This is a genomic window from Pseudomonas sp. NyZ201, assembly GCF_049860765.1.
Taxonomy (GTDB): Bacteria; Pseudomonadota; Gammaproteobacteria; order Pseudomonadales; family Pseudomonadaceae; genus Aquipseudomonas; species Aquipseudomonas bharatica.
Map to the genome: position 1 here is coordinate 1,559,430 of NZ_CP187557.1, position 24,335 is coordinate 1,583,764.

Genomic DNA, 24,335 nt, shown 5'->3' on the forward strand with positions numbered 1-24,335 from the left:
TACTCGATCATGGTATTTCGCCATTATCGATTCAGCCTTTCTTCAGTGTTTCGCCACCGAGGCGTTGAGGCTCAGGTAGTCCAGCAGGATACGCCCGGTTTCGCTGAGGTAGGCGTCGTCTTCCGGTTTGCTGTCGTCCGGCTCGGCGGGGATCGCATCCTCGTCTTCCTTCTTCAGCTCCTTGAGCGGTTCTTCGCCCTTGGCCTTGCGCCGGGTGTTTTCCAGGGCCAGTTGCTGGTTCTCGATAGCGGTGTGCTTGGCGCGGCGTTCTTCCTCGTTGAGGCTGACGGTCTTCTCGCTCATCAGCTTCTGGGTCAGGGCCAGGCGGTCACGGATGTAGACGAACTCGGCGTCCTTGGCGCTGCGGGCGTCATGGCGAGCCTTGAGCTGGGCCAGGTACGGCTTGAACGGATCGCTGGTCGGCTTGATCGCGGCGCGGATGGTGTCCCAGGGCATGGCCTCGGGCAGTGCGCTTTCGCCGATTTCCTTGGTGTCGATGATCGACGGGTAATCGATGTCGGGCAGTACGCCTTGATGCTGGGTGCTCTGGCCGGAAACCCGGTAGAACTTGGCCATGGTGACCTTGAGCTCGCCGTGATTGAGCGGTTCGAGGTTCTGCACGGTGCCCTTGCCGAAGGTCTGGCCACCGATGATCAGGGCCCGGTGGTAGTCCTGCATGGCGCCGGCAAAGATTTCCGACGCCGAGGCCGACAGGCGATTGACCAGCACCGCCAGCGGGCCACGGTAGTAGGCGCCGGTGGGGTTCTGGTCCTCGAGCACGGCCAGGCGGCCATCGGCGCTGCGGATCAGCACGGTCGGACCACTGTCGATGAACAGGCTGGTCAGCTCCTGGGCTTCCTGCAGCGAACCGCCGCCGTTGTTGCGCAGGTCGATCACCACACCGTCGACGTTGTCTTTCTTCAGTTCGCCGAGCAGTTTCTTCACGTCCCGCGTAGTGCTCTTGTACTCGGCGTCGCCGGCACGCATGGCCTTGAAGTCCTGGTAGAAGGCCGGCAGTTCGATGATGCCGATCTTGTAGGTGTGGCCGTCCTGCTTGAGCTCCAGCACGGATTTCTTCGCTGCCTGCTCTTCGAGCTTCACCGCTTCGCGGGTGATGGTGACGATCTTGCTGGTCTGGTCGTTCGGCGCGTTGCTCGCCGGAATCACCTCGAGCCGCACCACCGAGCCTTTCGGGCCACGGATCTTCTTGACCACTTCATCCAGGCGCCACCCGATCACGTCGACCATCTCGCCGTCGCCCTGGGCAACCCCGACGATCTTGTCGGCAGGTGCGACCTGCTTGGTCTTGGCGGCCGGGCCGGCGGGTACCAGGCGGACGATCTTGACCTGGTCGTTATCGCTCTGCAGCACGGCGCCGATGCCTTCCAGCGACAGGCTCATGTTGATGTCGAAGTTTTCCGCGTTATCCGGCGACAGGTAGTTGGTGTGCGGGTCGTAGGACTGGGCGAAGGTGTTGATGTAGGCCTGGAAGATATCTTCCGAGCGGGTCTGCCCCAGGCGCGCCAGCTGGTTCTTGTAGCGCTTGACCAGCAGTTCCTGGATGGCCTTGGGTTCCTTGCCGGCGATCTTCAGGCGCAGGACCTCGTCCTTCAGGCGTTTGCGCCAGAGGTCGTCCAGCTCGGCACCGGTCTTGATCCAGGGGGCGTCCTTGCGGTCCACCAGCAGGGTTTCGTGGGTGGTGAAGTCGATCTTGTCGACGCCCTTGTCCAGCTCGGCCAGGGTGAAGTCCAGACGCGACTTCACCCGGTCCAGGTAGCGCTTGTAGATATCGAAGCCGGGTTCGAGGTTGCCGCTCTTGAGGAAATCGTCGAACTGGGTCTTCCACTTGTCGAATTCGGCGATATCGCTGGCGAGGAAGTAGCTGCGCGCCGGATCCAGCAGCTTGAGGTAGCTGTCATAGATGATCACCGAGCGGGCGTCGTCCAGCGGCGGCTTGCTGTAGTGACGACGCTTGAGCAGCTCGACGATGTTGACGCTCGCCATCGCCTGGTCGCGGTCGGGCTGAAGCGAGTCCCAGCTGTTGGCCGCCGGGGCGGTGGCAGCAGCCAGGGCATGATCTGCCAGCGGCAGATTGCCAAGGCCGATCAGCAAGGCGAGGGCGGTGCTGGAGAAGAAGTGCTTCATGCCGATTCGACGCAGGGGCAATTGATAACGCATAGTGGGCCGTCTTTGATTCGCCGGCTCCAAAGAGCCGGGCGCAGAATGCAAAAAGCCTGGAGCTAGCAGCTCCAGGCCCCGTCTGACATCAACTATGGAGGCACTGTGAAGGCATTGCAAGGCGTTGAAGGCCATGTGGAGTGGGTTGAGGCGACAAGTCCAACCTGCGATGTAGGTCAAGTGCGAATCCGGGTTGCCGCCGCGGGCCTCAACCGTGCCGACCTGTTGCAGCGTGCCGGGCTTTATCCGCCGCCGCCCGGGGCCAGCGAGTACCTTGGCCTGGAGTGCTCCGGGGTGATTACCGAGGTGGGGGCCGGGGCGTCCTGGCAGGTGGGTGACCGGGTCTGTGCGCTGCTGGCCGGCGGCGGGATGGCCGAGGAAGTGGTGGTCGATGCGCGCCATGTGCTGCCGGTGCCGCAAGGCCTGGGCCTGCAGGAGGCTGCCGCGATTCCCGAAGTGTATGCCACGGCCTGGCTCAACCTGTTCCAGCTCGGTGGCCTGCGCCCGGGCGAGAAGGTGCTGTTGCATGCCGGTGCCAGCGGCGTGGGCTCGGCGGCGATCCAGTTGTGCAAGGCGTTCGGCAGCCCGTGCTGGGTCAGCGTCGGCTCCGCCGATCGCCTGGCCTATTGCGAAAGCCTGGGCGCCATCGGCGGTGTGGTGCGCGGTGTCGATCTCGAGGCACTGAACGACTTCGCGCCCTTCGATGTGGTGCTCGATCCGGTGGGCGCCAGCTACACCGAGCTGAACCTGAAGGTGCTGGGCCGCGACGGGCGCTGGGTGATCATCGGCCTGATGGGTGGACGCGAGGCGAATCTGGACCTGGCCCAGGTACTGGGCAAGCGTATCCAACTGACCGGCTCGACCTTGCGCAACCGCAGTGACCAGTTCAAGGCCGACCTGCTCAGCGATCTGCACCAGCAGGTGTGGCCGCTGTTCACCGAAGGGCGCCTGAAGCCGCAGTTGGTGGGCAGTTATCCGGTGGCGGATGCCCAGGCGGCGTTCGAGGAACTGGCGGGGAACCAGGTTTCCGGGAAGCTGGTGCTGGTGGTTGATCCGAGCCTTGTATAAAGCCTGAGGACTTACACGGACTCTGTGGGAGCGGGTTCACCCGCGATTGCGTCGTTGAATTCACTACCGCAATCGCGGGTGAACCCGCTCCCACACGGTCCCTGCTAAACCCTTCAGCTCCAGGCCAGAATCGGCCAGCCATTCTTCTCGGCATGCTCGCGCAGCACCGGATCCGGATTCACCACATGCGGGTGGTCCACCTTCAGCAGCAGCGGCAGATCATTGCGCGAGTCCGAATAGAAACTCGCTCCCTCCAGGTTCTCCTCTTCCTGATCCAGCCACTCCAGCAGGCGGGTGATCTTGCCTTCCCGGTAGGTCAGCACACCCTGGGTGCGCCCGCTGTAGACTCCATTGACTACCTCGAGGTCGATGGCCAGGAACTCATCGATCCCCAGCCGCGCCGCGATCGGACCCACCAGGTGGGTGCCCGAGGCCGAGATCACCAGGATCCGGTCGCCCAGGCGCCGGTGCTCGGCGATTGCCCGGCAGGCATCGCTGAAAATGATCGGCTCGATGACGTCCTCGACCCAGGGTTCGACCAGATGCTCGACTTCCTCCGGCGTGCGCCCGGCCACCGGCTCCAGGCTGAAGGCCATGTAGTCCTCCATCGCCAGGTGGCCCTTGCCGTAGGCCTCCATCAACTCATGGTCGCGACGCAGGAACGACGGGCCATCGACCCAGCCCAGGCGGGCCATCTGCTCGCTCCACAGCGAAGCGCAGTCGCCGTGGATCAGGGTTTCGTCCAGATCGAAGATCGCTAAAGCCATAACGCAAAACTCCCGTGCATCCCTACGCGACTTCGCGCAGGGCAGTTGGATCGATCGACAAGGATACCCGTTGCCCGTCCGGATAGAGATCCGCGGACGAGCGATTGAGCACGTCCACCGACAGCTCGACGCCGCGGGCCTCGACCCGGTAGCGGATGATATTGCCGAGCAGGCTGTGGCTGCGCACCTGGCCGTCGAGGGCTCCGTCCAGGCTCAGGGCGATGGCTTCCGGGCGGATCGCCAGGCGGCAGCTCACCGGGCGCTCGAGCAGGCGGCTGGCGCTTTCGGCGTCGAGCAGGTTGTAGTTGCCGATGAACCCGGCGGCGAAGGCGTCCACCGGCGCGGTGTAGAGGGTTTCGGCGTCGCCGCTCTGGACGATCCGGCCCTGGTTCATCAGGAAGATGCGGTCCGACAGGGTCAGCGCCTCCTCCTGGTCGTGGGTGACGAACACCGTGGTCAGCCCCAGCTCGCGCTGGATGCTGCGGATCTGCTCGCGCAGGTGCTTGCGAATGCGTGCATCGAGGGCCGACAGCGGTTCGTCGAGCAGCAGCAGGCGCGGGCGGGTCACCAGCGAGCGGGCCAGGGCCACGCGCTGGCACTGGCCGCCGGACAGCTGGTGTGGATAGCGCGCGGCGAAGTCCTGCAACTCGACCATGCGCAGGGCTTCCTCCACCCGCGACCGACTGTCCTGGCTGGCGACCTTCTGCATGCGCAGGCCGAAGGCGACGTTCTGCGCCACGGTCATGTTGGGAAACAGCGCATAGCTCTGGAACACCATGCCGATCCCGCGTTTTTGCGGGCTCAGCGGAACCAGGTCGGTACCGTCGAGGAGGATCCTGCCGCTGTCCACCGGGGTCAGGCCGGCGATGCAGCGCAGCAGGGTCGACTTGCCGCAGCCGGACGGGCCGAGCAGGGTGATGAATTCGCCGCGAGCGATGTCGAAATTGATGTCCTTGAACACCGGGCTGCCGGCGTAGGTCTTTTCCAGGTTCTGGATGCTGACGAAGCTCATTTCAGGTTTTGTCCTTGTTCAGGCGGTTGGCTGCCCAGGTCAGCACCAGCACGAAGAGGAAGTAGGAAATCACCAGGGCACTGTTGAAGTGGCCGCTGCTGTTGCGCATGTTGTTCAGGTACACCTGCAGGGTTTCGTAGCGGGTACCCACCAGCAGGTTGGCGAACACGAACTCGCCGAAGAGGAAGGAGAACGACAGCAGCAGGGCGACCATCAGGCCCTTGCGCAGGTTCGGCAGCACTACCAGGAACGCCGCCTGCCAGGTGCTGGCGCCGAGCAGTTGGGCGGCATCCATCAGGTCGCGCAAGTTGATGGCCTGGAGGTTGTTGGTGATGGCCCGGTACATGAACGGCAGGGCCACGGTGAAGTAGCAGCCGATCAGGATCCAGGGCGTGCCGACCATGGCCATCGGCCCGGAGCCATAGAGCTGCAGCAGGCCCACCGAGGACACCACCGGCGGCACCGCGAACGGCAGCAGGATGAGGATGTTCATTAGTCCGTCGAGCCTGGGGAAGTGGTAATGCACGACGAACAGCAGCGGCAGGATCAGCAGCACCGACAGGACCAGGGCGCCGACGCAGACCAGCAGCGACTGGGCGAAAGCGGTGAGGAAGCGCGGATCGCTCCACAGCGCCAGGTACCATTTGAAGGTCAGGCCGCTGGGCAGAAGGCTCGCCGACCAACTGGTGGAAATGGAGTAGAGCAGGGTGCCGGCCAGCGGCAGCAGCAGGACAAGGAACAGGGCCCAGACCACCAGCCGGTGGTAGACGGCACTGCGTGCGGGTTCAGCGCGCGACATGGTAGCTCCTCTTCAGCAGCCATTGATGGACCAGGGTCACCAGGGTCATGAGGCCCACCAGGATGATCGCCAGTGCGCTGGCCAGGTTCGGGTCGAGGGAAATATCGCCGGCCACCAGCGCGGCGATGCGGATCGGCAGGACGTTGAAATTACCGGTGGTCAGCGCGTACACCGTGGCGTAGGCACCGAGGGCGTTGGCCAGGAGGATGACGAAGGTACCGAGCAGGGCCGGCGTCAGCACCGGCAGGCCGATATGCCGCCAGTACTGCCAGGGGCTCGCACCGAGCAGGGCGGCGGACTCGCGCCAGTCTTCGCGCAGGGCGTCGAAGGCCGGGTAGAGCAGCAGTACGCCGAGGGGAATCTGGAAATAGGTGTAGAGGATGATCAGCCCGGTCTTGGAATACAGGTTGAAATCCTCGATCAGCCCGGCCTGTTTCAGGGCCAGGGTCAGGGCGCCGTTGAAGCCCAGCAGGATGATGAAGGCGAAGGCCAGCGGCACCCCCGAGAAGTTGCTGGTCATGTTGGCGAAGGCGTTGACGAAGTCGCGCAGGCGCGAGTCGACCCGTTGCAACGAATAGCTGCCCAGCACCGCCACCAGGATGCCGAACAGGCTCGACCAGAAGCTGATCTCCAGGCTGTGCTGGATGGCCTGGCGGTAGAACTTCGAGCCCAGGATCTTGCTGAAGTTGTCCAGGCCCCAGCCGCTCTCGGCTTGCAGGCTGTGGATCGCCACCCAGGCCAGCGGGGCGATCTGGAAGATGATGAAGAACAGGGCGAAGGGCAGCAGGCACAGCAATGCCAGCCACTTGCCGCGGGAAAACGGATTCACGAGAGCAGCTCCCGGCAAAGCGGTTTGTCGTGGGCCACGCCCAGCAGCTGGCAGACGGTGCCGCACAGTTCGGTCTGCAGGGGCTTGGCCGTGGGGTCGAGGCTGAAACCGTCGCCGAACACGAACAGCGGCACTTCCCGTTCTTCCGGGAGCAGGCCGTTGTGCGAGCGGTCGTTGTTCATGCCGTGGTCGGCGGTCACCAGCACCTGGTAACCCTCGGCGAGCCAGGTGGCCAGGTAGTCGGCCAGGAGGATGTCGGCCGAGCGCGCGCTGTTGCGGTACTGGCTGCTGTCCAGGCCATGGCGGTGGCCGGCGTCGTCGATGTTCATCGGGTGGATCAGGAGGAAACCGGGGTCGTGCTTGCGCCGCAGGTATTCGGCATCGGCGAACAGGTGCGAGTCCGGGTAATGGTCGGCGTAGTAGAACAGACCGTGCTGGATCGGCAGCTTCGGCGCGTGGGTATGGCGGTCGCGGACCGGGTCGAAGGGCGTGCGGTTGTACAGCTCGCTGACCCAGTGATAGGCCGCGGCGGCAGTGGGCACGCCGGCGTCACGGGCGTAGTGGAAGATGCTGCGCTGGGTCGACAGGCGCAACACCTGGTTGTGCACGATGCCGCTGTCGATCGGCGCAACGCCGGTGAGGATGCATTCGTACAGCGGCCGGGACAGGGCTGGCAGCTCGCACTCCAGGCGATAGAGGGCGGCGCGGTCGGCTTCGACCCAGGCGTGCAGGTGGCCCATGGCATGGTGCGCGACCTGGTGGTTGAGGCCGTCGAGCAGGACAAGGATGACTTTGTGCTTCATGTGAGGCTCCGGGGACCGTGTGTGTAGCCTTGCGCGGTCCCTGTGGGAGCGGGTTTACCCGCGATTGCGATAGTGAATCCACCGACGCAATCGCGGGTGAACCCGCTCCCACACGGTCCCTGCTAAGGCCTCACTCCATCTCGATGATGACCTGCTCCTGCCACTTCTGCGGCAGTGCCTTGGAGGTCGCCTCCCACGCGGCCGCATCCTTGATCGGCTGGGCGGCGCGGTATTGCTCGTTCGGCAGCAGCTTGGCCTGGACGTCAGCCGGCAGCTTCAGGTGCTCGGCACGGATCGGGCGCGCATGGCCGATCGCCAGGTTGGTCTGCCCGGCATCGCTGAAGATGTATTCGCGGGTCAGCTTGGCGGCGTTCGGGTGCTTGGCGTACTTGTTGATGATGGTGGTGTAGCCGGAGATCACCGAGCCATCGGCCGGAATCAGCACTTCGAAGCGCTTGGGATCGATCTGCTCGCGGTAGCTCAGGCCATTGAAGTCCCATACCACGCCCACTTCCACTTCACCCTTTTCCAGGGTCTGGATGGTCGGGTTGGCCAGCGACAGGCGCTTCTGCTGGGCCAGCTTGGTGAACAGTTGCAGGCCCGGCTCGATGTTCTTCTCGTCACCCTTGTAGGCGATGGCGGCGGCCAGTACGCCATTGGCAGCCTGTGCGGCAGTGCCGACGTCGCCGATGGCGACCTTGTACTTGCCTTTTTCCAGGTCATGCCAGGTTTTCGGCATGTCCTCTTCCTTCACCAGTTGCTTGTTGATGATGAAGGCGATGGTGCCGGTATAGGCCAGCGCCCAGTGCCCGTCCTGGTCCTTCGCCCAGGCCGGGACCTGGTCCCAGGTGCTCGGCTTGTATGGCTGGGTCACGCCCTTGGCCACGGCGATCGGGCCGAAGGCGGCGCCGACATCGCCGATGTCGGCGCTGGCGTTGTCCTTCTCGGCGTCGAACTTGGCCACTTCCTGGGCCGAGCTCATGTCGGTGTCCATATGCTTGAGGCCGTATTTCTTCGCCAGGTCTTCCCAGGTTCCTTTCCAGTTCGCCCAGGCATCGGGCATGCCCACGCTATTGACGGTGCCTTCCTTGCGGGCGGCGTCCTCCAGGGCCTTGAGGTCGGTGTCGGCGGCCACGGCCGCATGCGACAGGGCAATGCTTGCGCCTAACAGAGAGGCCAGGAAAAGCTGTTTCATCCGAAGCTCCTTAATGGGTGCCTTGCACGACATGAGAGGTTGGGGCGTTGTTGCGTTTCGGTTGGTCTAGGTCAGCAATACCTGAGCCAAGGTAGGCATGTTGCGTGACAGTTTGATGTCGAACAGCCTTGCCGGGCGCTGCCGACCGACTCTGGAAATACAGCGTAGACCACGGTTGAGAGCACGATGGCCGTGGCCTCCAGCCCGGGCGGCAATGACCGTTGGGCGCACTTGTCATCTCAGGTTCATCTGCTTTGCCTAAGCTCAAGACGTTTTTCCAGCCGCGCCAGATGCACCCTTGCAGGGCATCGGGTGCGGCTGGACTAGTCCAGAAGGAAGCCCTTGATGCATGCACCGCCGCCCCGTGCCGTTACAGCCATTTGCCACGCCTTGCAGGAGCAGATCGAACACGGCCTGCTCCCGCCCGGCGGCAAGCTGCCGGCTGAACGCAAGCTCAGTGAAGTATTCGACACCACCCGGATTACCCTGCGCGAAGCGCTGGTCCAGCTGGAGGCCCAGGGCCTGATCTACCGCGAGGAGCGGCGAGGCTGGTTCGTCGCCCCGCAACGGCTGACCTACGACCTGATCGAGCGCAGTCACTTCCATGCCATGGTGCGCGAGCAAGGGCGCATCCCGGCTACCGAACTGCTCTCGGCGCGCCTGCAACCGGCGGCCGCGGCGATCTGCGCGCGCCTGAAGCTGCCGCCACTGTCCAGCGTGATCCAGATCTGCCGCCTGCGCCGCATCGACGGGCGTGCGGTGCTCTATGCCGAGCATTACCTGAACCCGGACTACTTTCCCGGCATCCTCGAACACGACCTGGGCCAGTCGCTGACCGAGATCTATGATCGTCACTATGGCATCCGCTACGGGCGGGTGTGCTTCGAGATCCTGCCAACCGCGCTGCCGACCGCGGCGGCCTCGGCATTGAAGGTGTCACCGGGCAGCGCCGGCCTGCATATCACCCGGGTCAACAGCGACCAGTCGGGGCGACTGATCGACTGCGACCTCGAGTATTGGCGGCACGATGCGATCCGCATCCGCGCCGATGCGGGCTAGGCCTTTTCGCTACCCTCGGCCGCGGTGCCGCCGGCGGTGGTCAGCACCTGTACCGACAGACGCGGGGTGGCGAGGTCCAGCCCGGCCTCGTCGAGCTGGCGCTTGAGCGCCAGGTTGAAGGCCCTCGATACCTCCCATTGCTTGATCGGCGCGGTCTTGAAGCGCGCCCGCAGCACCGCCGAGCCGGATTCGAAACTCTCCACGCCCTGCAACTCCAGCGGCGACCAGATATTGCGGCGCTGCAACGGGTCGCTGCGCATCTTCTGGCCGACGTCGCGAATCAGCGCGATGGCCTGGTCGATGCCCATGTTGTAGGGAATGGCGATGCGGAAGATCGCGTAGCCGAACTCCCGGGAATAGTTCTTGATGCTCTTGATCTCGCTGAACGGGATGGTGTGGACGATGCCGTCGATATCGCGCAGGCGCACGGTGCGGATGGTCAGGCCCTCGACGGTGCCGAGATGGCCACCGACATCGACGTAGTCGTCGATCGCCAGGGAGTCCTCGATGATGATGAACAGGCCGGTGATCAGGTCGGCCACCAGCGATTGCGCGCCGAAACCGATGGCCAGGCCGATCACACCGGCACCGGCCAGCAGTGGGGTGACGTTCATGCCCATGTTCGCCAGGGCGATGATCAGGGCGATGATGGCGATGGTCACGAACAGTACGTTGCGGATCAGCGGCATCATGGTCTGCGCCCGGGCGTTGGCCAGGCCCTTGCGGGAGCGGGTCAGGGCGTGGTGCACGGCGGTATCGGCGAGGATCCACACCAGCCAGGCGGCGATCAGGGTGCCGGCCAGGCCGCCCATGCGGATCGCCACTTCATGGCCTTCGCCTTCGGCGAAGCTGATCAGCGACAGGCCCCAGACCCGCAGGCCCAGCTCGATGAATACCAGCCAGACGCCCAGGTGCACCAGGGTGTAGGCGAAGCTGCGCAGGCGCTCGGCGTACACCGCCTGGCGCCGGTTGTTGCGCTGCTGCCGGAGTGCGTGGCGACGGACCAGGCCGTTGATCACCATGCACAGGATCACCAGTACCGTGCACATCAACGACTGGCGCAGGGCTGTGCTGGTATCGCCTGCGGAGACGAAGGTGGCGAACAGCGAGATGCCCACCAGCACCAGGGCCGGCAGGTACCAGAAACTGCCAAGGACTTCGATCGTGTCGCTCAGGGCACGGCGCTTGAGCCGATGGGCCAGCGGCTGGTTGCGGATCAGGTGGGCGATGGGGCGGCGGAAACGCAGGATGAACAGCGCCGTGGACAGGGCCGCGAGGATATTGGCCAGGGTCGCCAGGGCATGGGCCAGGTGGGTGCCGAGGGCCAGGTACAGGCGCGGGTCGTTCATCGCCTCGCCGAAGGCGGCGAAGCTGCCGATCAGCCACAGCGGGCGGAAGGCCCGGTGCCGCAGGATATGCAGGGCACGGTGGCGGTGCGGGCCGTCGAGCAGGGAGAAGGCGATCACGCAGATGGCCGAGAACAGGGTACCCACCACCAGGGCGTAGGCGATGACCATGGCCATCGATTTGCCCAGCGAGGAGGGCAGGGCGAAGCTCAGGTACACGGTGATGATCAGCGCCACCAGCCAGGGCCCCAGCTTGCGCAGGGCGAAGCGCACCAGGTCCCAGGTGCGCGGATGCTGGGGCAGTTCCTCGGTCAGGCCGAAGCGCACGCGCAAGCGGTGGCTGGCCCAGTTCAGGGCGTAGGCCAGCAGGCTCCACAAGGCGAGGATGGCGATGAAGCCGAACAGCAGCCCCGGCAATTGCTGCACCGGGACTTTCAGCGCCGCGAGTTCGACGCCCGCCAGTTCCATTTCGTCGGCCCAGCGCTTGAACGGGCTGGCGTCGCCGCTGAACTGCTTTTCCAGTTCGGCGAAGGTGCCGCCGATCAGGCCCAGCACGCCCTGCTCAGGGTCCGGCTGGGCCTGGCGGGTGCTGTCGCGGAGCTTCTTCAGGTCGTTGAGCAGGCGCGTGCGTTGCTGGTCGTTTTCCAGCGTGGTGATGACTTCGTCGAGGGACTTGCCCAGGGGTTCGCTGGCCTGGGGCTGGGCCGGCGTGCTGCCGCCGAGCAGGCTCGGCAGGCCGGCGGCCTGGGCCTGGGCAGCGAAGATCAGCAGTAGCAGAGTGAAACAGCGCAGAAGGGCGGACACTGGACGATCAACCTCGAACACAGGTAATCGGCGCAGTGTAGAGCATCCGTCAGTCGAGTTTCTCGAGGATCTTCCAGACCATGATGCCAAGTATGGAAAGCATGCCGAGCCACATCATCAGCACACCGGAATTGTTTTCCCGCTTGTTGAAGCCGATGGTCAACAGAATCAGGCCCGCGAGGACCGGCAGGAACATCGACTGGAACGTGGACAGACTCAAGATCCTTCTCCTTGCTGCGAAAAGTCTGGCTTGAGCATAGGCGCTAAATGACAGCGCGAGGTTGACTGGCGTCACAAAGCGCCGGCTCCGCCAGCGGGGGCGTGGCGGGGCAGAGCGCCCCGCCACGGTTTCATGGCAGCTCGCGGCTGCGATAGAACGCGGTCAGTACCTTGACCAGATGGGCCAGGTCCTGGCTGCCGCACAGCTCGCGGATCGAGTGCATGGCGAAGGTCGGCAGGCCGATATCGACGGTGCGCACGCCCAGGTGGCTGGCGGTGATCGGGCCGATGGTCGAGCCGCAACCCATGTCGCTGCGCACCACGAAGCTCTGCACCGGGACTTCCTCGGCCATGCACAGGTGGCGGAAGAACCCGGCGGTTTCGCTGTTGGTGGCGTAGCGCTGGTTGTTGTTGACCTTGATCACCGGGCCGGCGTTGAGCTTGGGACCGTGGTTGCCGTCGTGCTTCTCGGCATAGTTGGGGTGCACGCCGTGGGCGTTGTCCGCCGAGACCAGCAGCGAGCGCTGGATGGTGCGGACGAACTCGTCGCCGTCCGGCAGCAGGCGGCGCAGGGTCTGTTCCAGCATCGGGCCGTCGGCACCGCAGGCCGAGCAGGAGCCGACTTCCTCGTGGTCGTTGCACACCAGCACGCAGGTTTCGTCGCTGTCGGCGTCGAGCAGGGCACGCAGGCCGGCGTAGCAGGACAGCAGGTTGTCGAGGCGCGCGCCGGCGATGAATTCGCCGTGCAGGCCGACCAGGGCGGCGTCCTGGGTGTCGTAGAAGCTCAGTTCGTAATCCAGCACCACATCGGCGTTGAGGCCGTGTTCGCGGGCCAGTTGCTCGGTGAGCAGGGCGCGGAAATCGACGCGCTCGTCACCGGCCACCTGGGCCAGGATCGGCGGCAGCTCGGTCTGCGGGTTGATCGCCCAGCCTTCGTTGGCGGTACGGTTGAGGTGGATCGCCAGGTTGGGGATCACCGCGATGGGCAGCTTGAAGTCCACCAGCGCGCTTTCCACCTTGCCGTCGCGGCGGAAGGTGACGCGGCCGGCCAGCGACAGGTCGCGGTCGAACCAGGGCGCGAGCAGGGCGCCGCCGTAGACCTCCACCCCCAGTTGCCAGAAACCGTGGCGCTGCAGCTCGGGTTGCGGCTTGACCCGCAGGCACGGGCTGTCGGTATGGGCGCCGACCAGGCGGATGCCGTCCAGCAGCGGCGAATGGCGGCCGAGCTTGATGGCGATGATCGAGGAGTCGTTGCGGGTCAGGTAATAGCGACCGCCAGGCACCGTGGCCCAGCTGTCGCGCTCGTCCAGGCGCTGGTAGCCGGCCGCCTCGAGGCGCTGGGCCAGGCTGGCGGTGGCATGGAAGGGCGTGGGAGAGGCTTTGAGGAAATCAATCAGGCCTTGGTTCAGGGCATCGCGCATAAGTCACTCCAGACAGCAGTGGGCGCGAGTTTAGCGCAGATGTTGCGCTCGTTGGGACCGCTTTGCGGTCCATCGCCGGCAACGCCGGCTCCCACAGGGGCGCGGTGCACACGATCCTTGTGGGAGCCGGCGTTGCCGGCGATGAGGCCCGTCAGAACGGCGCCGGGCACTCGAACGTAAGGCGCTCGCCCGTCACCGGGTGGGTGAAGCTCAGCATCGAGGCGTGCAGGCACAGCCGCTCATGGGCTGCCAGTGCCTCGGGATTGGCATACAGCCGGTCACCCAGCAATGGATGACCGATCGACAACATGTGCACGCGCAACTGGTGCGAGCGCCCGGTGATCGGCGTCAGTTCGACCCGGCACCAGTCGCCGCAGCGCTCGACGATGCGCCAGAAGGTCAGGGCATGCTTGCCCTGTTCGTGGTCCACCACGTGCCGCGGCTTGGTGGGCGGGTCGTAGCGCAGCGGCAGGTCGATGCTGCCACTGTCGCGCTCCGGCTGGCCCCAGCACAGGGCGGTATAGGCTTTCTCGGTCTCGCGGTCGTGGAATTGCCGGGACAGTTCGCGGTGGCTGTCGGCGTCGCGGGCAAGCAGGATGATCCCTGAGGTTTCCCAATCCAGTCGGTGGACGATCAGCGCATCGGGGTAGCCGTTTTCCTGCAGGCGGGTGATCAGGCAGTCCTTGTTGTCCTCGGCCCGGCCAGGCACGGAGAGCAGCAGGGTTGGCTTGTTGACCACCAGGATGGCGGCATCCTGGTGGAGGATCTCGACGTTGGACAGCGGCATTGCGTGTTCTCTGCAAACGCCAACGGCGACGGTCGGGCCCGGGCATGTGCAGCCCGGGCCCGGCCGTCGCCGTGGCAGGTTACCCGCAGACGCTCAGGGGCGTTCGGGCAGGGTGATGTTGAGTTCGAGTATCGAGCAACTGCCCTGGTTCTCCAGCGCCACCTGCACGTCATCGTTGCCGATGTTGACGTACTTGCGGATCACTTCCAGCAGTTCTTTCTGCAGGGCCGGCAGGTAGTCCGGGGTGCTGCGCTGTCCGCGCTCGTGCGCCACGATGATCTGTAGACGCTCTTTCGCAACCGACGCGGAACTCTGTTTTTTGCTGGCACGAAAGAAGTCAAAAAGGTTCATGGTTCAATTGCCTCCAAACAGGCGCTCGAAGAATCCCTTCTTCTGTACGTCGAGGAACCGGTGTTCCACGGTTTTGCCCAGCAGGCGGTCGACAGTGTCGCTGTACGCCTGGCCGGCATCGCTCTGGTCGTCGAGGATGACCGGGACGCCCTGGTTGGAGGCCTTGAGCACGGCCTGGGATTCGGGGATGACACCCAGCAGCGCGACGGAGAGGATTTCCTTGACGTCTTCGACGCCCAGCATCTCGCCCTTGCTCACGCGCTCGGGGTGGTAACGGGTGATCAGCAGGTGTTCCTTGATCGGGTCTTCGTTGCGTTCGGCGCGGCGCGACTTGCTGGCCAGCAGGCCGAGCATGCGGTCGGAGTCGCGTACCGAGGACACTTCAGGGTTGGTCACGACGATGGCTTCGTCGGCGAAGTACATCGCTAGGTGCGCGCCCTTCTCGATGCCGGCCGGGGAGTCGCAGACCACGTAGTCGAAGTTCTCCTTCAGCTCCATCAGGACCTTCTCCACGCCTTCCTGGGTCAGCGCGTCCTTGTCCCGGGTCTGGCTGGCGGCCAGCACGTAGAGGTTCTCCAGGCGCTTGTCCTTGATCAGGGCCTGCTGCAGGTTGGCCTCGTTGTTGACGACGTTGACGAAGTCGTACACCACGCGGCGCTCGCAGCCCATGATCAGGTCGAGGTTACGCAGGCCGACGTCGAAGTCGACGATCACTGTCTTGTGCCCGCGCAGCGCGAGGCCGGTACCGATGGCGGCACTGGTGGTGGTCTTGCCCACACCACCCTTGCCGGAAGTCACCACGAGAATCTTGGCCAAGGTGTATCACCCCTAAAAATGATGAAAAAGGACGTGCGGTCCCTAAATGCAAAAACGGCAACTAACTGACTAAAGTTGCACGGAAAATGGCGGCAGTATCCGTTAAAGGCGGGTGATGTTCAACACGTCCCCGGACAGGCTGACCTGCACGCCGGCCCCCCACAGCGGATCGCGGCGCAGGTCTTCGGAGACCTTGTACTGCCCGGCGATCGAAACCAGTTCGGCGGTCATCTGCTGGCAGAAGATCCGTGCCTTGGTGTTGCCCTTGATACCGGCGAGGGCGCGACCGCGCATTGGCCCGTACACATGGATATTGCCATCGGCGAGAAGTTCCGCACCCGGGCTGACCGCCGACACCACGACCAGGTCGCCCCCCTGAGCATAGATCTGTTGGCCGCCGCGTACAGGCGTGGTGATGATCCTGGTCGGGCGTACCGTCGGCTCCGGTGGCGGCGGCGGTGGCGCCGGGGCGGGTTCGGCTTTTTTCGCCGGCTCGATTTCCACCGGGTCCACCGGGCGCTCGCGGGCGCCGGACGGCGGCAGCACCGGCAGGTCGATGGCGATGGCGGCGGCGATGTCCTCGATGCGGCTGGCACGGATCGCCAGGGTGCGCAGGCCGTGCTGGCGGCAAATGCGCATCATCCCCGGCAGGTCGACGCTGCCTTCGTTGGCCGGCAGCTTGTCCAGCGCCAGCACCAGCGGCGTGTTGCTGAAGAAGTTCGGCGCCTGGGCGACCTTGGCCGCCAACTGCCGGTCGAGACCATCGAGGTCGTTGCGGGCAAGCTCGAGCACGGTGATGGCGAGCATGCTGCCCTTGAGCTGGAACACGGGGGCTGGGTCTGGCGTCTGGCTTTGGCTCATGGTCTGCGTCGAAGCGGCTTTCGTTGCGAAAAGTGCCCAGACTTATAACGAGAACGCCGGTTAGCCGCAACCCGCGCCGAACCGTTGTAGAATGCCCGGCCTTTTTCTTTCCGGAATCTTGAATGGATCGCCCGCGTTTTCGTCCGTACTTCCTGCACCCGCGTTTCTGGCCGCTGTGGCTGGGGCTCGGCCTGCTCTGGCTGATCGTTCAGCTGCCGTACCCGGTTTTGCTGGGGATCGGCCGTGCCCTGGGGGCGGTGATGTACCGCGTGGCCGGAGCGCGCCGGGCGATCGCCGCACGCAACCTGGAGCTGTGCTTCCCGCACTTGCCGTCCGTCGAGCGAACCCGCCTGCTCAAGGAAAATTTCGCTTCCACCGGTATCGCGTTCTTCGAAATGGCCATGAGCTGGTGGTGGCCAAAGGCCCGTTTGGCGCGCTTGGCGCACATCGAGGGGCTGGAGCATCTGCAGGCGGCGCAGCGTGATGGCCAGGGTGCCATCCTGATGGCCCTGCATTTCACCACCTTGGAAATCGGCGCCGCGCTGCTCGGCCAGGTCCACACCATCGACGGCATGTACCGCGAACACAAGAACGCCCTGTTCGACTTCGTCCAGCGCCGTGGCCGCGAGCGGCATAACCTCGATTCCCTGGCGGTGGAACGCGAGGACGTGCGCGGCATGCTCAAGCTGCTGCGCGCCGGACGCGCCATCTGGTACGCACCGGACCAGGACTACGGTGCCAAGCAGAGCCTGTTCGTGCCGCTGTTCGGTATTCCGGCGGCGACGGTCACCGCCACCACCAAGTTCGCCCGCCTGGGCCGCGCCCGGGTCATTCCGTTCACCCAGGAGCGCCTGGCCGACGGCAGTGGCTATCGCCTGGTGATCCATCCGCCGCTCGAAGACTTCCCGGGCGAGACCGAGGAAGCCGACTGCCTGCGCATCAACCAGTGGATCGAGCAGGCCCTGCGCGAGTGTCCCGAGCAGTACCTGTGGGCGCACCGGCGCTTCAAGTCGCGGCCGCCGGGCGAACCGAAGCTGTACAAGAAGTAACCCGCTTTTTCCGTCATTCCAGGGAGTGCGTGCATGGCAGCAGAACCGGTCACCGGCTTGATCCTTTCCGGCGGCGGCGCCCGTGCCGCCTACCAGGTGGGGGTTTTGGCGGGCATTGCCGACCTGCTGCCGCAAGGCGCGGCCAATCCCTTTCCGGTGATCGTCGGCACCTCGGCCGGTGCGATCAATGCCGTCACCCTGGCCAGCGGCGCCCTGCATTTCGCCGAGGCGATACGCCGTCTCACCGGCTTCTGGCAAGGCTTTCGCAGCCACCATGTATTGCGCAGCGACTGGCCCGGGGTAGTGCGCCAGGCCAGTCGTTTCGTCGGCCACAGCCTGCTTGGCCTGGGGCGCCAGGTGCCGGTGGCCCTGCTCGACAGTTCCCCTCTGCGCGGGCTGCTTTCCGAGCATCTGGACCTGAGCGGCATCGGCCATGCCATCGAGCAGCGCCACCTGCGGGCGGTGGCAGTGACAGCCTTCGGCTATGAGTCGGGCCAGGCGGTGACCTTCTACCAGGGGCGCGGCGCCATCGATCCGTGGTTGCGCCATCGTCGTATCGGCTTGCCGACCCGCCTGAGCATCGAACACCTGCTGGCCAGCTCGGCGATCCCGCTGCTGTTCGCGCCGGTCAAGCTGGGCCACGAGTACTACGGTGACGGTGCGGTGCGCCAGTCGGCGCCGATCAGCCCGGCGCTGCACCTGGGAGCCAACCGCATCCTGGTGGTGGGCGTCAGCGGCAATCCGCGCGGGCCGGCGGACACCATGCCGCATGCCCGGGTCTACAGCGGCCAGCCGCCCAGCCTGGCGCAGATCGGCGGACATCTGCTCAACAGCACTTTCATCGACAGCCTGGAAGATGACCTGGAGCTGCTCCAGCGACTCAACCACCTCAGCCACCTGGTGCCGCCCCAGGATCATCCCCAGCGCCTCGGCCTGGCGCCGGTCGAGGTGCTGGTGGTAGCGCCCAGCCAGCCGCTGGACGAGATCGCCGCGCGCCATCGCCGTGAACTGCCGCCGGCCTTGCGCATGTTCCTGCGCGGGCCGGGGGCGACCAAAACCAGTGGGGCAGGGGTGCTCAGCTACCTGCTGTTCGAGGCAGGGTATTGCAGCGAGCTGATCGAACTGGGGCGGCGGGATGCGCTGGCCAAGCGGGCGCAGCTTTGCGGTTTCCTGGGGTTGTCTGGAAATCACCCGTAACAAGCGGACGCGGTCTCTGTGGGAGCGGGTTTACCCGCGATTGCGTCAGTGAATCCACCATCGCAATCGCGGGTAAACCCGCTCCCACAGGTGACTGTGTCGTGCTTTGATCACTCGGCTATCTGAAGCTTGCGCGACTCCGTATACACATACCGCACCTTCTCGTATTCGAACGGCGAGTTCATCTGCCCGTAACGGAAGTTGGTGGTATAGCGCTTGTCCACGGCCCGCAGCACCCAGATTTCCGGGTGATCGCTGCTGACTTCCGCGACATTGAGGAAGTTGATCTGGTTTTCCGCGCCATAGTCCACTACCAGCCCGCCGGTATCGCGCAGGTTCGACGGGCCGAGAATCGGCAACACCACATACGGCCCGCTCGGCACGCCCCAGACGCCCAGGGTCTGGCCGAAATCCTCGTTCTGCTTGGGCACGCCCATCATGGTTGCCGGGTCCCACAGGCCGAAGACGCCGATGGTGGTGTTCACCAGCAGCCGCGCGGTGATGTCCAGCGAACGCTTGCCCTTGAACTGCAGCAGGCTGTTGAGCAGGTTCGGCACGTCGCCGAGGTTGCTGAAGAAGTTGCTGACCCCGCTGCGCACGAATTGCGGGGTGATATAGCGATAACCGTTGACCACCGGCAGGAATACCCATTGGTCGAAGCGGTAGTTGAAGTGGTAGACGCGGCGGTTCCACGACTCCATCGGGTCGTAGACTTCCAGGGCGTCGAGGGTGGCGCGCTCGAATTCGCGCTGGTCCAGCCCTGGGTTGAATTTCAGTTCCTTCAACGGCTCGGTGAAGCCGTCGGTATCCAGGGCACTGGCCGCAGGCGCGGTTTCGTCGGCGAAGGCCGGGGCGGCGGACAGCAGCAGGGCGGTGATCAGCAGACGTTTAACCACGGAAGAACTCCAGCATGGCGTCGCTGTTGACGCGGTAATTGATGTTGCCGCAATGGCCGCCATGGGGGTACAGGGTCAGCCGGTCGCCAAAGGTCTTGCGCAGGAAACCGATATCGCCAGGGCCGAGTATCAGGTCGTCGGCGTTGTGCATCACGGCGATCTTCGGTGACTGGCTCAGGTAGTCCTTCAGCGCGTAGAGGCTGACCTGGTCGATCAATTGCAGCAGGCTGCCGCCATCGGTGCGGGCGCGCCACATCGGGATCACCTGCTCGGTCAGGTAGCAGTCGAAGTCGCATTGCAGGGCGCGCTTGAAGAAGGGCGTCAGGCTGCTGCTTTCGGTGATCGGGAATTTCGGCGGGATTATCAGGCCGCGGCGGTTGATCAGGTCCGAGGTAAAGGCGATATCGGCGGCGGAGAAGCGGAACGAACTGCCGATCAGCATGGCCATCTGCTCGTTGCTCAGGTGCTGGCGCGATTGCTGGAAGTCGTAGAGCAGGGCGTCGTTGAGGTCGATATAGCCTTTCTGCTGGAAGTAGCGGGTCAGCTTGGCGAGGATCAACTCGTAGAAGGTGGTATGGCTGGTCACCCCCTTGACCTCGGTCTGCACCAGGCGGTCGAGGTTGGTGATCGAGGTGTACAGGTTCACCGGCGGGTTGAGCAGCAGCACACGCTTGAAATTGAAGCTGCGCCGGGTCTCGTCGAGGTGGGCGACGAACGCCGCGTCGAGGGCGCCGAGGCTGTAGCCGCTGAGGTAGAACTCCTTCACCGCCAGGCGCGGATGCTGGGCGCGCACACCCTGCATGACCCGGTACAGATCCTCGGCGTCCTCGCTGCTGACGCCCGGCGTGGCGAAGCGCGAGGCGGCGCTCATGAAGTCGTAGCTGGTCGGCGAGGACAGTTGCACGACATGGAAGCCGGCCTTGTAGTACAGGCGCTTGAGGTACTCGTTGATGCTCGAGTTGAAGGGGGCACCGGTACCGGCGATCAGGAAGATCAACGGCGCCTCGTGGTCCTGCCGGGCCAGGCGGTAGGTGAGCTTCTTCACCGGCCAGAAATTGTCCGGCAGGATGAACTCCCGTTCCGGACGCATGTTCAGGGTGTAGTCGCTCTGGGTGATGTCATCGTCGGTGGGCAGCTCGGGACGCAGGTCCGGCGGCGTGGTGGCGATGGTCGCCTCGAAGGGGTTGGTCAGCGGGTAGCCATAGCTGGCGGCATCGATATCCGCCGCCGACGCGGCCGCACACAGCAAAAGGCCACCCAGCAAGGCAGCAAGGCGCAGAGGTCGAAACATGACGGGTCCCCGGAAAAAAGGCTAAAGCACGATGCAGCCTAGGACACTTGCATGACGAAAGAAGTTGCCAAGTGCCACTGTCTTTGTTGCTTCGAATGTTGCCGCCCCTGCTTTGGTCGTTGCAACAATTGGTTCCATTTATCCTGAGGATAAAAGTAGCCCAGGGCCGCGCTTTCGCCTTGCGCCCACGGTCCGAGGGATTATGCTGGCCGGCGATTTTTCTAACTTTGGAGTTCCTGATGTCCCAGCGTTTGCCGTTGATCGCACTGCTGCTGTTCATTCCGGCGTGGCTGGCTGCCAGTTATGCCGTGCGCTACGGCTTCATGGAGGACCCGCAGTGGGTAGGGGTGTGCTCGGCGCAGGTACAGGTGTGGGAGTGCTCGGTGCGCTCGATGCTGGGGCTGACCATTCACTTCCGGATCCTGGCCTGGATCGGCCTGGGGCTGGCGCTGCTGGCGACCGTGATACCACGCAAGGCTGGCTGGTGGCTGGCGGTGCTGGCGCTGGTGGCGGGGATACCGGCCTTGGTGCTGTACACCGCGAGTATTGCGGTGTTTACGGTGGTGCTGGCGGGGTTGCGGCTGGTTCGCCGGTCTCTGCGGTGAACTTTAGGCCCTCATCGCCGGCAACGCCGGCTCCCACAAGGTTCTGCGGTGCATACAATACCTGTGGGAGCCGGCGTTGCCGGCGATGAGGCCCGGAAGCGTTAGCGGGTTCTCAGGCAGCGCCACAAGGCAGCAGTCATCACCACACTGACCCCCGCCCAGATCCACGCCTGCTGACTGACCAGCCCTTCGCGATACAACTGCGGCGCGATCCCTGCACCCACGATCAGGGTCAACAACGCCACCTCGGCCCGCGCCACCCTGACCGGCCGCACCACGTAAACCAGCGCCGGCACCACGAACGCTGCACTCGGGAAACTCCGGTAGCGCGGATCGAACACCAGCGCCAGCATGCTTACCGCTGCCGCGAAGCCTGCCGCGATCACCCACCAGGCGCCGCGTGCCTCCAGCCAGGCGAACGCCCGCTGGCGCCAGCCGTCCCGTGCCGCCAGGGCCAGTGCGCCGTGGACGAGGACGATCAGGTTCAAGCACGTCAGCAACACCACCCAGGTCCACTCGCCGACGAAACGTGCGTTGGTCCGCGCCAGTTCGCCCCACAAGCCGATGCTCGCCGCGCCGATCGCCGCCAGCAGCGGCAAGGCCAGCGCATTGCGCGTGGTACGCACCGGCCCGGCCACCAACAAGGTGGCGAAGAACAGCACACCACTGGCGACCAGCCACTGCGGCCAGAACGGCAGGTTGCTCACCGGGCCTTCCAGCACGCCCTTGTCCTGGCGATCGGCGTCATACAGGCCCCAGTAACCGCCAACGGCCCCTTCGCTGGCACGCTTCCACGGCTGGTCGAAGGCTTCGATCAGGTTGTAATGCCAGCCATGCTCCTCGGCCATGGCCACGAAGCCGCGAATGAAGCGCGCCTCGTTGACCCGGCTCGGCACTGCGGTTTCGCGCTGGCGGCCTTCGCTGGGCCAGCCGGTCTCGCCGATCAGGATGTCCTTGGGGGCGAATGTGTTGCCGAACACCTGGCGGATCTCGCCGACATGGGCCAGGGCATCGTCGATGCCGCGCGGATCATCTTCCCAGTACGGCAGCAGGTGGATGGTCAGGAAGTCCACGGCCGGGGCGATCTGCGGATGCTGCAGCCAGAACTCCCAGACGTCCGCATAGGTCACCGGTACCTGCACCTGGCTTTTCACCTGGCCGATCAATGCAGCCAGGCGGTCGCCGGTGACTTCCTTGCGCAGCAGGGTCTCGTTGCCGACGATCACCGCGCGGACCACGTCCGGGTTGGCGTTGGCCGAGGCGATCAGGGCGCGGACTTCCTTGTCGGTATCCACCGGATTGCCGTTGACCCAGGCCCCGAGCATGACTTTCAACCCATGTTTGCGAGCAATGGCCGGGATGTCTTCAAGCCCGGTCATGGAATAGGTGCGAATGCACTCGAAACGCTTCGAAAGCAGCGCCAGGTCGGCATCGATACGCTCCGGACGCAGGGTGAAAGGCTGGTCGAACGGCGACTGGTCCTTGTCGAACGGCGTATAGGAAGCGCATTGCAATTTATGCGTGGCGCTGGCGGCGTCAGGCAGCAGCACCGGCTTGCCGAGCCCGTACCAGAGCCCGGCGAGGGCGAGCAGGCCGAGCAGGCAAGCGAACAGGTAGGGCGGCAGCGCAAAGCGGGCAGTCGAGGACATGGAACGATCCGGCTGAGGAAACAAAGCTGCCAATACTACCTGCAAACGCCCGGGGATTTTTCCTTGGCATGCAAAGTTCGGGCGGGTTTTCCCGCAAGCCCGGCAGGCCGGGGCACTGCTGGCCAGCTGATGTCGTTTCTCGGTGTTTCAAGGTCGCAGACAAAACAGGATCGTGGCGGTCCGGGGTTGATGATGACAGCCATCAGTGCTCCGCTGATGCGATTCCGGTCCCGTTCCTGCTGTAGAGAATCCAGGCGTGAAGGGGGCGCCTTGCACCAGAACAAGACATGGCCCGATTTCTGTCGGGCACGTGACGTCCCGTGAAGTGACTATCCGTTTAAGCGACAAGGGGAAGCTTGATGAAAATGCGACGACTCCTGGGGGCGGGTGCCGCCCTGGTATTGGCGATGAGCGCCGGGCAGGCGATGGCCAAGGAAGTGAGCATCGGCTATGTCGATGGCTGGTCCGACAGTGTGGCGACCACTCATGTGGCGGCCGAGGTCATCAAACAGAAACTGGGCTATGACGTGAAGCTGATGCCCGTGGCGACCGGGATCATGTGGCAGGGCGTGGCCACCGGCAAGCTGGACGCCATGCTTTCCGCCTGGCTGCCGGTCACCCACGGTGAGTACTGGGCCAAGAACAAGGATGAGGTCGTCGATTACGGCCCCAACTTCAAGGACGCCAAGATCGGCCTGATCGTGCCGGAATACGTGAAGGCGCAATCGATCGCCGATCTCAAGACCGATGACAGCTTCAAGAAAAAGATCGTGGGTATCGACGCCGGCTCCGGGGTGATGCTCAAGACCGACCAGGCGATCAAGGACTACGCGCTGGACGGCTACAAGCTGCAGGCCAGCTCCGGCGCGGCGATGACCGCCGAACTGGGCCGCGCCTATGCCAAGCAGCAATCCATCGCGGTGACCGGCTGGGTACCGCACTGGATGTTCGCCAAGTGGAAACTGCGCTTCCTCGAAGACCCGAAAGGCGTGTACGGCGCCGCCGAGACCGTCAACAGCATCGGCAGCAAGGAACTGGCGACCAAGGCGCCGGAAGTGGCCGATTTCCTGAAGAAGTTCTCCTGGCAGTCGAAAGACGAGATCGGCGAGGTCATGTTGGCCATTCAAGAGGGCGCAAAACCCGACGCCGCCGCCAAGGACTGGGTTGCCAAGCACCCCGAGCGCGTCGCCGAATGGACCGGTAAATAAGGCCAGTATGATGGCTTGATGCCTCTATCCTGAGCCTCGCCAGGGCCGCCCCCGGTTTTTCCGGTGGGCGGCCTTTGCATTTCAGGGTTGTTACCATTTCGCAAAAGCCTTTTACATCTAAGACT

Annotated in this window: 23 protein-coding genes; 6 read left to right on the plus strand and 17 right to left on the minus strand. The window is 64.5% G+C overall.

The annotated features are described in order from the left end of the window. Positions 1-42: 42 nt before the first annotated feature. On the minus strand, positions 43-2,145 hold the full coding sequence (locus tag ACPFMA_RS07185; protein WP_420057532.1) for a carboxy terminal-processing peptidase: 2,103 nt from the start codon (positions 2,143-2,145) through the stop codon (positions 43-45). A 138-nt stretch (positions 2,146-2,283) separates the two neighbouring features. Between ACPFMA_RS07185 and ACPFMA_RS07190 the strand changes: the two genes are divergently transcribed. After that, entirely contained in the window at positions 2,284-3,246 is a 963-nt protein-coding gene (locus ACPFMA_RS07190; protein WP_064304982.1) for an NAD(P)H-quinone oxidoreductase, read from the plus strand. A gap of 113 nt (positions 3,247-3,359) precedes the next feature. On the opposite strand, the gene ACPFMA_RS07195 is transcribed toward ACPFMA_RS07190, so the two are convergent. The 6 genes from ACPFMA_RS07195 to ACPFMA_RS07220 all read right to left on the minus strand — a co-directional run bounded on the left by ACPFMA_RS07195 (position 3,360) and on the right by ACPFMA_RS07220 (position 8,651). Beyond that, positions 3,360-4,013 (minus strand): HAD family hydrolase, encoded by a 654-nt coding sequence (locus tag ACPFMA_RS07195; RefSeq protein ID WP_009407463.1) that lies wholly within the window; start codon positions 4,011-4,013, stop codon positions 3,360-3,362. Between the two features lie 22 nt (positions 4,014-4,035). Further along, positions 4,036-5,025, minus strand: coding sequence for an ABC transporter ATP-binding protein (locus tag ACPFMA_RS07200; protein WP_064304980.1), 990 nt, complete (start codon positions 5,023-5,025; stop codon positions 4,036-4,038). A 1-nt stretch (position 5,026) separates the two neighbouring features. Beyond that, entirely contained in the window at positions 5,027-5,824 is a 798-nt protein-coding gene (locus ACPFMA_RS07205) for an ABC transporter permease (RefSeq protein ID WP_009407467.1), read from the minus strand. After that, positions 5,811-6,653, minus strand: a complete 843-nt coding sequence (locus ACPFMA_RS07210) for an ABC transporter permease (RefSeq protein ID WP_009407469.1) — start codon at positions 6,651-6,653, stop codon at positions 5,811-5,813. The genes ACPFMA_RS07205 and ACPFMA_RS07210 overlap by 14 nt, the downstream gene beginning before the upstream one ends. Beyond that, positions 6,650-7,456: an alkaline phosphatase family protein gene (locus ACPFMA_RS07215; RefSeq protein ID WP_425929904.1), complete on the minus strand. Its 807-nt coding sequence runs from the start codon at positions 7,454-7,456 to the stop codon at positions 6,650-6,652. The genes ACPFMA_RS07210 and ACPFMA_RS07215 overlap by 4 nt, the downstream gene beginning before the upstream one ends. Positions 7,457-7,586: 130 nt before the next feature. Continuing rightward, a complete protein-coding gene (locus ACPFMA_RS07220; protein ID WP_009407473.1) occupies positions 7,587-8,651 on the minus strand; it encodes an ABC transporter substrate-binding protein in 1,065 nt (354 codons plus the stop codon). A gap of 345 nt (positions 8,652-8,996) precedes the next feature. Between ACPFMA_RS07220 and ACPFMA_RS07225 the strand changes: the two genes are divergently transcribed. Further along, the gene (locus ACPFMA_RS07225; RefSeq protein ID WP_064304978.1) at positions 8,997-9,710 is read left to right on the plus strand and encodes a UTRA domain-containing protein; all 714 of its coding nucleotides are present in this window, start codon (positions 8,997-8,999) and stop codon (positions 9,708-9,710) included. Here ACPFMA_RS07225 and ACPFMA_RS07230 read toward each other — a convergent pair. The 7 genes from ACPFMA_RS07230 to minC all read right to left on the minus strand — a co-directional run bounded on the left by ACPFMA_RS07230 (position 9,707) and on the right by minC (position 16,315). Further along, complete coding sequence (locus ACPFMA_RS07230) at positions 9,707-11,860, minus strand: mechanosensitive ion channel family protein (RefSeq protein ID WP_009407477.1); 2,154 nt, start codon at positions 11,858-11,860, stop codon at positions 9,707-9,709. The genes ACPFMA_RS07225 and ACPFMA_RS07230 overlap by 4 nt on opposite strands. 49 nt (positions 11,861-11,909) lie before the next feature. Further along, on the minus strand, positions 11,910-12,080 hold the full coding sequence (locus ACPFMA_RS07235; protein WP_009407479.1) for a hypothetical protein: 171 nt from the start codon (positions 12,078-12,080) through the stop codon (positions 11,910-11,912). Between the two features lie 130 nt (positions 12,081-12,210). Then, complete coding sequence (locus ACPFMA_RS07240) at positions 12,211-13,500, minus strand: M18 family aminopeptidase (RefSeq protein WP_009407481.1); 1,290 nt, start codon at positions 13,498-13,500, stop codon at positions 12,211-12,213. Between the two features lie 151 nt (positions 13,501-13,651). Next, on the minus strand, positions 13,652-14,287 hold the full coding sequence (locus ACPFMA_RS07245) for an RluA family pseudouridine synthase (RefSeq protein WP_425929905.1): 636 nt from the start codon (positions 14,285-14,287) through the stop codon (positions 13,652-13,654). A 93-nt stretch (positions 14,288-14,380) separates the two neighbouring features. Further along, positions 14,381-14,638, minus strand: a complete 258-nt coding sequence (minE, locus tag ACPFMA_RS07250; RefSeq protein WP_009407485.1) for a cell division topological specificity factor MinE — start codon at positions 14,636-14,638, stop codon at positions 14,381-14,383. Between the two features lie 3 nt (positions 14,639-14,641). Then, positions 14,642-15,454 carry a septum site-determining protein MinD gene (minD, locus tag ACPFMA_RS07255; protein WP_009407487.1) on the minus strand — a complete coding sequence of 271 codons (813 nt, stop codon included), beginning with the start codon at positions 15,452-15,454 and terminating at the stop codon, positions 14,642-14,644. A gap of 102 nt (positions 15,455-15,556) precedes the next feature. Next, entirely contained in the window at positions 15,557-16,315 is a 759-nt protein-coding gene (gene minC / locus ACPFMA_RS07260; protein WP_279897992.1) for a septum site-determining protein MinC, read from the minus strand. A 122-nt stretch (positions 16,316-16,437) separates the two neighbouring features. Here minC and ACPFMA_RS07265 point away from each other — a divergent pair, with 122 nt between their 5' ends. Both ACPFMA_RS07265 and ACPFMA_RS07270 read left to right on the plus strand, forming a co-directional pair. Continuing rightward, positions 16,438-17,364, plus strand: coding sequence for a lipid A biosynthesis lauroyl acyltransferase (locus tag ACPFMA_RS07265; protein ID WP_009407491.1), 927 nt, complete (start codon positions 16,438-16,440; stop codon positions 17,362-17,364). A 33-nt stretch (positions 17,365-17,397) separates the two neighbouring features. Then, on the plus strand, positions 17,398-18,561 hold the full coding sequence (locus tag ACPFMA_RS07270) for a patatin-like phospholipase family protein (protein WP_064304974.1): 1,164 nt from the start codon (positions 17,398-17,400) through the stop codon (positions 18,559-18,561). Between the two features lie 110 nt (positions 18,562-18,671). Here ACPFMA_RS07270 and ACPFMA_RS07275 read toward each other — a convergent pair whose 3' ends face one another. Beyond that, positions 18,672-19,457: an MlaA family lipoprotein gene (locus ACPFMA_RS07275; protein ID WP_420057330.1), complete on the minus strand. Its 786-nt coding sequence runs from the start codon at positions 19,455-19,457 to the stop codon at positions 18,672-18,674. Further along, a complete protein-coding gene (locus tag ACPFMA_RS07280) occupies positions 19,450-20,748 on the minus strand; it encodes a lipoprotein (RefSeq protein WP_009407497.1) in 1,299 nt (432 codons plus the stop codon). Before ACPFMA_RS07280 ends, ACPFMA_RS07275 begins: the two co-directional genes overlap by 8 nt. 239 nt (positions 20,749-20,987) lie before the next feature. Here ACPFMA_RS07280 and ACPFMA_RS07285 point away from each other — a divergent pair, with 239 nt between their 5' ends. Next, a complete protein-coding gene (locus ACPFMA_RS07285) occupies positions 20,988-21,353 on the plus strand; it encodes a hypothetical protein (protein ID WP_064304972.1) in 366 nt (121 codons plus the stop codon). 101 nt (positions 21,354-21,454) lie between these two features. On the opposite strand, the gene ACPFMA_RS07290 is transcribed toward ACPFMA_RS07285, so the two are convergent. Further along, positions 21,455-23,002, minus strand: coding sequence for a beta (1-6) glucans synthase (locus ACPFMA_RS07290; RefSeq protein WP_425929906.1), 1,548 nt, complete (start codon positions 23,000-23,002; stop codon positions 21,455-21,457). A 359-nt stretch (positions 23,003-23,361) separates the two neighbouring features. On the opposite strand from ACPFMA_RS07290, the gene ACPFMA_RS07295 reads away from it, so the two are divergent. Continuing rightward, positions 23,362-24,210, plus strand: coding sequence for a glycine betaine ABC transporter substrate-binding protein (locus tag ACPFMA_RS07295; RefSeq protein ID WP_425929907.1), 849 nt, complete (start codon positions 23,362-23,364; stop codon positions 24,208-24,210). Positions 24,211-24,335: the final 125 nt, after the last annotated feature.

Bases quoted from the DNA above. Each gene is read 5' to 3' on its own strand.
- ACPFMA_RS07185 (WP_420057532.1), bottom strand. From the start codon at position 2,145: ATGAAGCACTTCTTCTCCAGCACCGCCCTCGCCTTGCTGATCGGCCTT.
- ACPFMA_RS07195 (WP_009407463.1), bottom strand. From the start codon at position 4,013: ATGGCTTTAGCGATCTTCGATCTGGACGAAACCCTGATCCACGGCGAC.
- ACPFMA_RS07200 (WP_064304980.1), bottom strand. From the start codon at position 5,025: ATGAGCTTCGTCAGCATCCAGAACCTGGAAAAGACCTACGCCGGCAGC.
- ACPFMA_RS07205 (WP_009407467.1), bottom strand. From the start codon at position 5,824: ATGTCGCGCGCTGAACCCGCACGCAGTGCCGTCTACCACCGGCTGGTG.
- ACPFMA_RS07215 (WP_425929904.1), bottom strand. From the start codon at position 7,456: ATGAAGCACAAAGTCATCCTTGTCCTGCTCGACGGCCTCAACCACCAG.
- ACPFMA_RS07220 (WP_009407473.1), bottom strand. From the start codon at position 8,651: ATGAAACAGCTTTTCCTGGCCTCTCTGTTAGGCGCAAGCATTGCCCTG.
- ACPFMA_RS07225 (WP_064304978.1), top strand. From the start codon at position 8,997: ATGCATGCACCGCCGCCCCGTGCCGTTACAGCCATTTGCCACGCCTTG.
- ACPFMA_RS07240 (WP_009407481.1), bottom strand. From the start codon at position 13,500: ATGCGCGATGCCCTGAACCAAGGCCTGATTGATTTCCTCAAAGCCTCT.
- ACPFMA_RS07245 (WP_425929905.1), bottom strand. From the start codon at position 14,287: ATGCCGCTGTCCAACGTCGAGATCCTCCACCAGGATGCCGCCATCCTG.
- minE (WP_009407485.1), bottom strand. From the start codon at position 14,638: ATGAACCTTTTTGACTTCTTTCGTGCCAGCAAAAAACAGAGTTCCGCG.
- minC (WP_279897992.1), bottom strand. From the start codon at position 16,315: ATGAGCCAAAGCCAGACGCCAGACCCAGCCCCCGTGTTCCAGCTCAAG.
- ACPFMA_RS07265 (WP_009407491.1), top strand. From the start codon at position 16,438: ATGGATCGCCCGCGTTTTCGTCCGTACTTCCTGCACCCGCGTTTCTGG.
- ACPFMA_RS07270 (WP_064304974.1), top strand. From the start codon at position 17,398: ATGGCAGCAGAACCGGTCACCGGCTTGATCCTTTCCGGCGGCGGCGCC.
- ACPFMA_RS07280 (WP_009407497.1), bottom strand. From the start codon at position 20,748: ATGTTTCGACCTCTGCGCCTTGCTGCCTTGCTGGGTGGCCTTTTGCTG.
- ACPFMA_RS07285 (WP_064304972.1), top strand. From the start codon at position 20,988: ATGTCCCAGCGTTTGCCGTTGATCGCACTGCTGCTGTTCATTCCGGCG.
- ACPFMA_RS07290 (WP_425929906.1), bottom strand. From the start codon at position 23,002: ATGTCCTCGACTGCCCGCTTTGCGCTGCCGCCCTACCTGTTCGCTTGC.
- ACPFMA_RS07295 (WP_425929907.1), top strand. From the start codon at position 23,362: ATGAAAATGCGACGACTCCTGGGGGCGGGTGCCGCCCTGGTATTGGCG.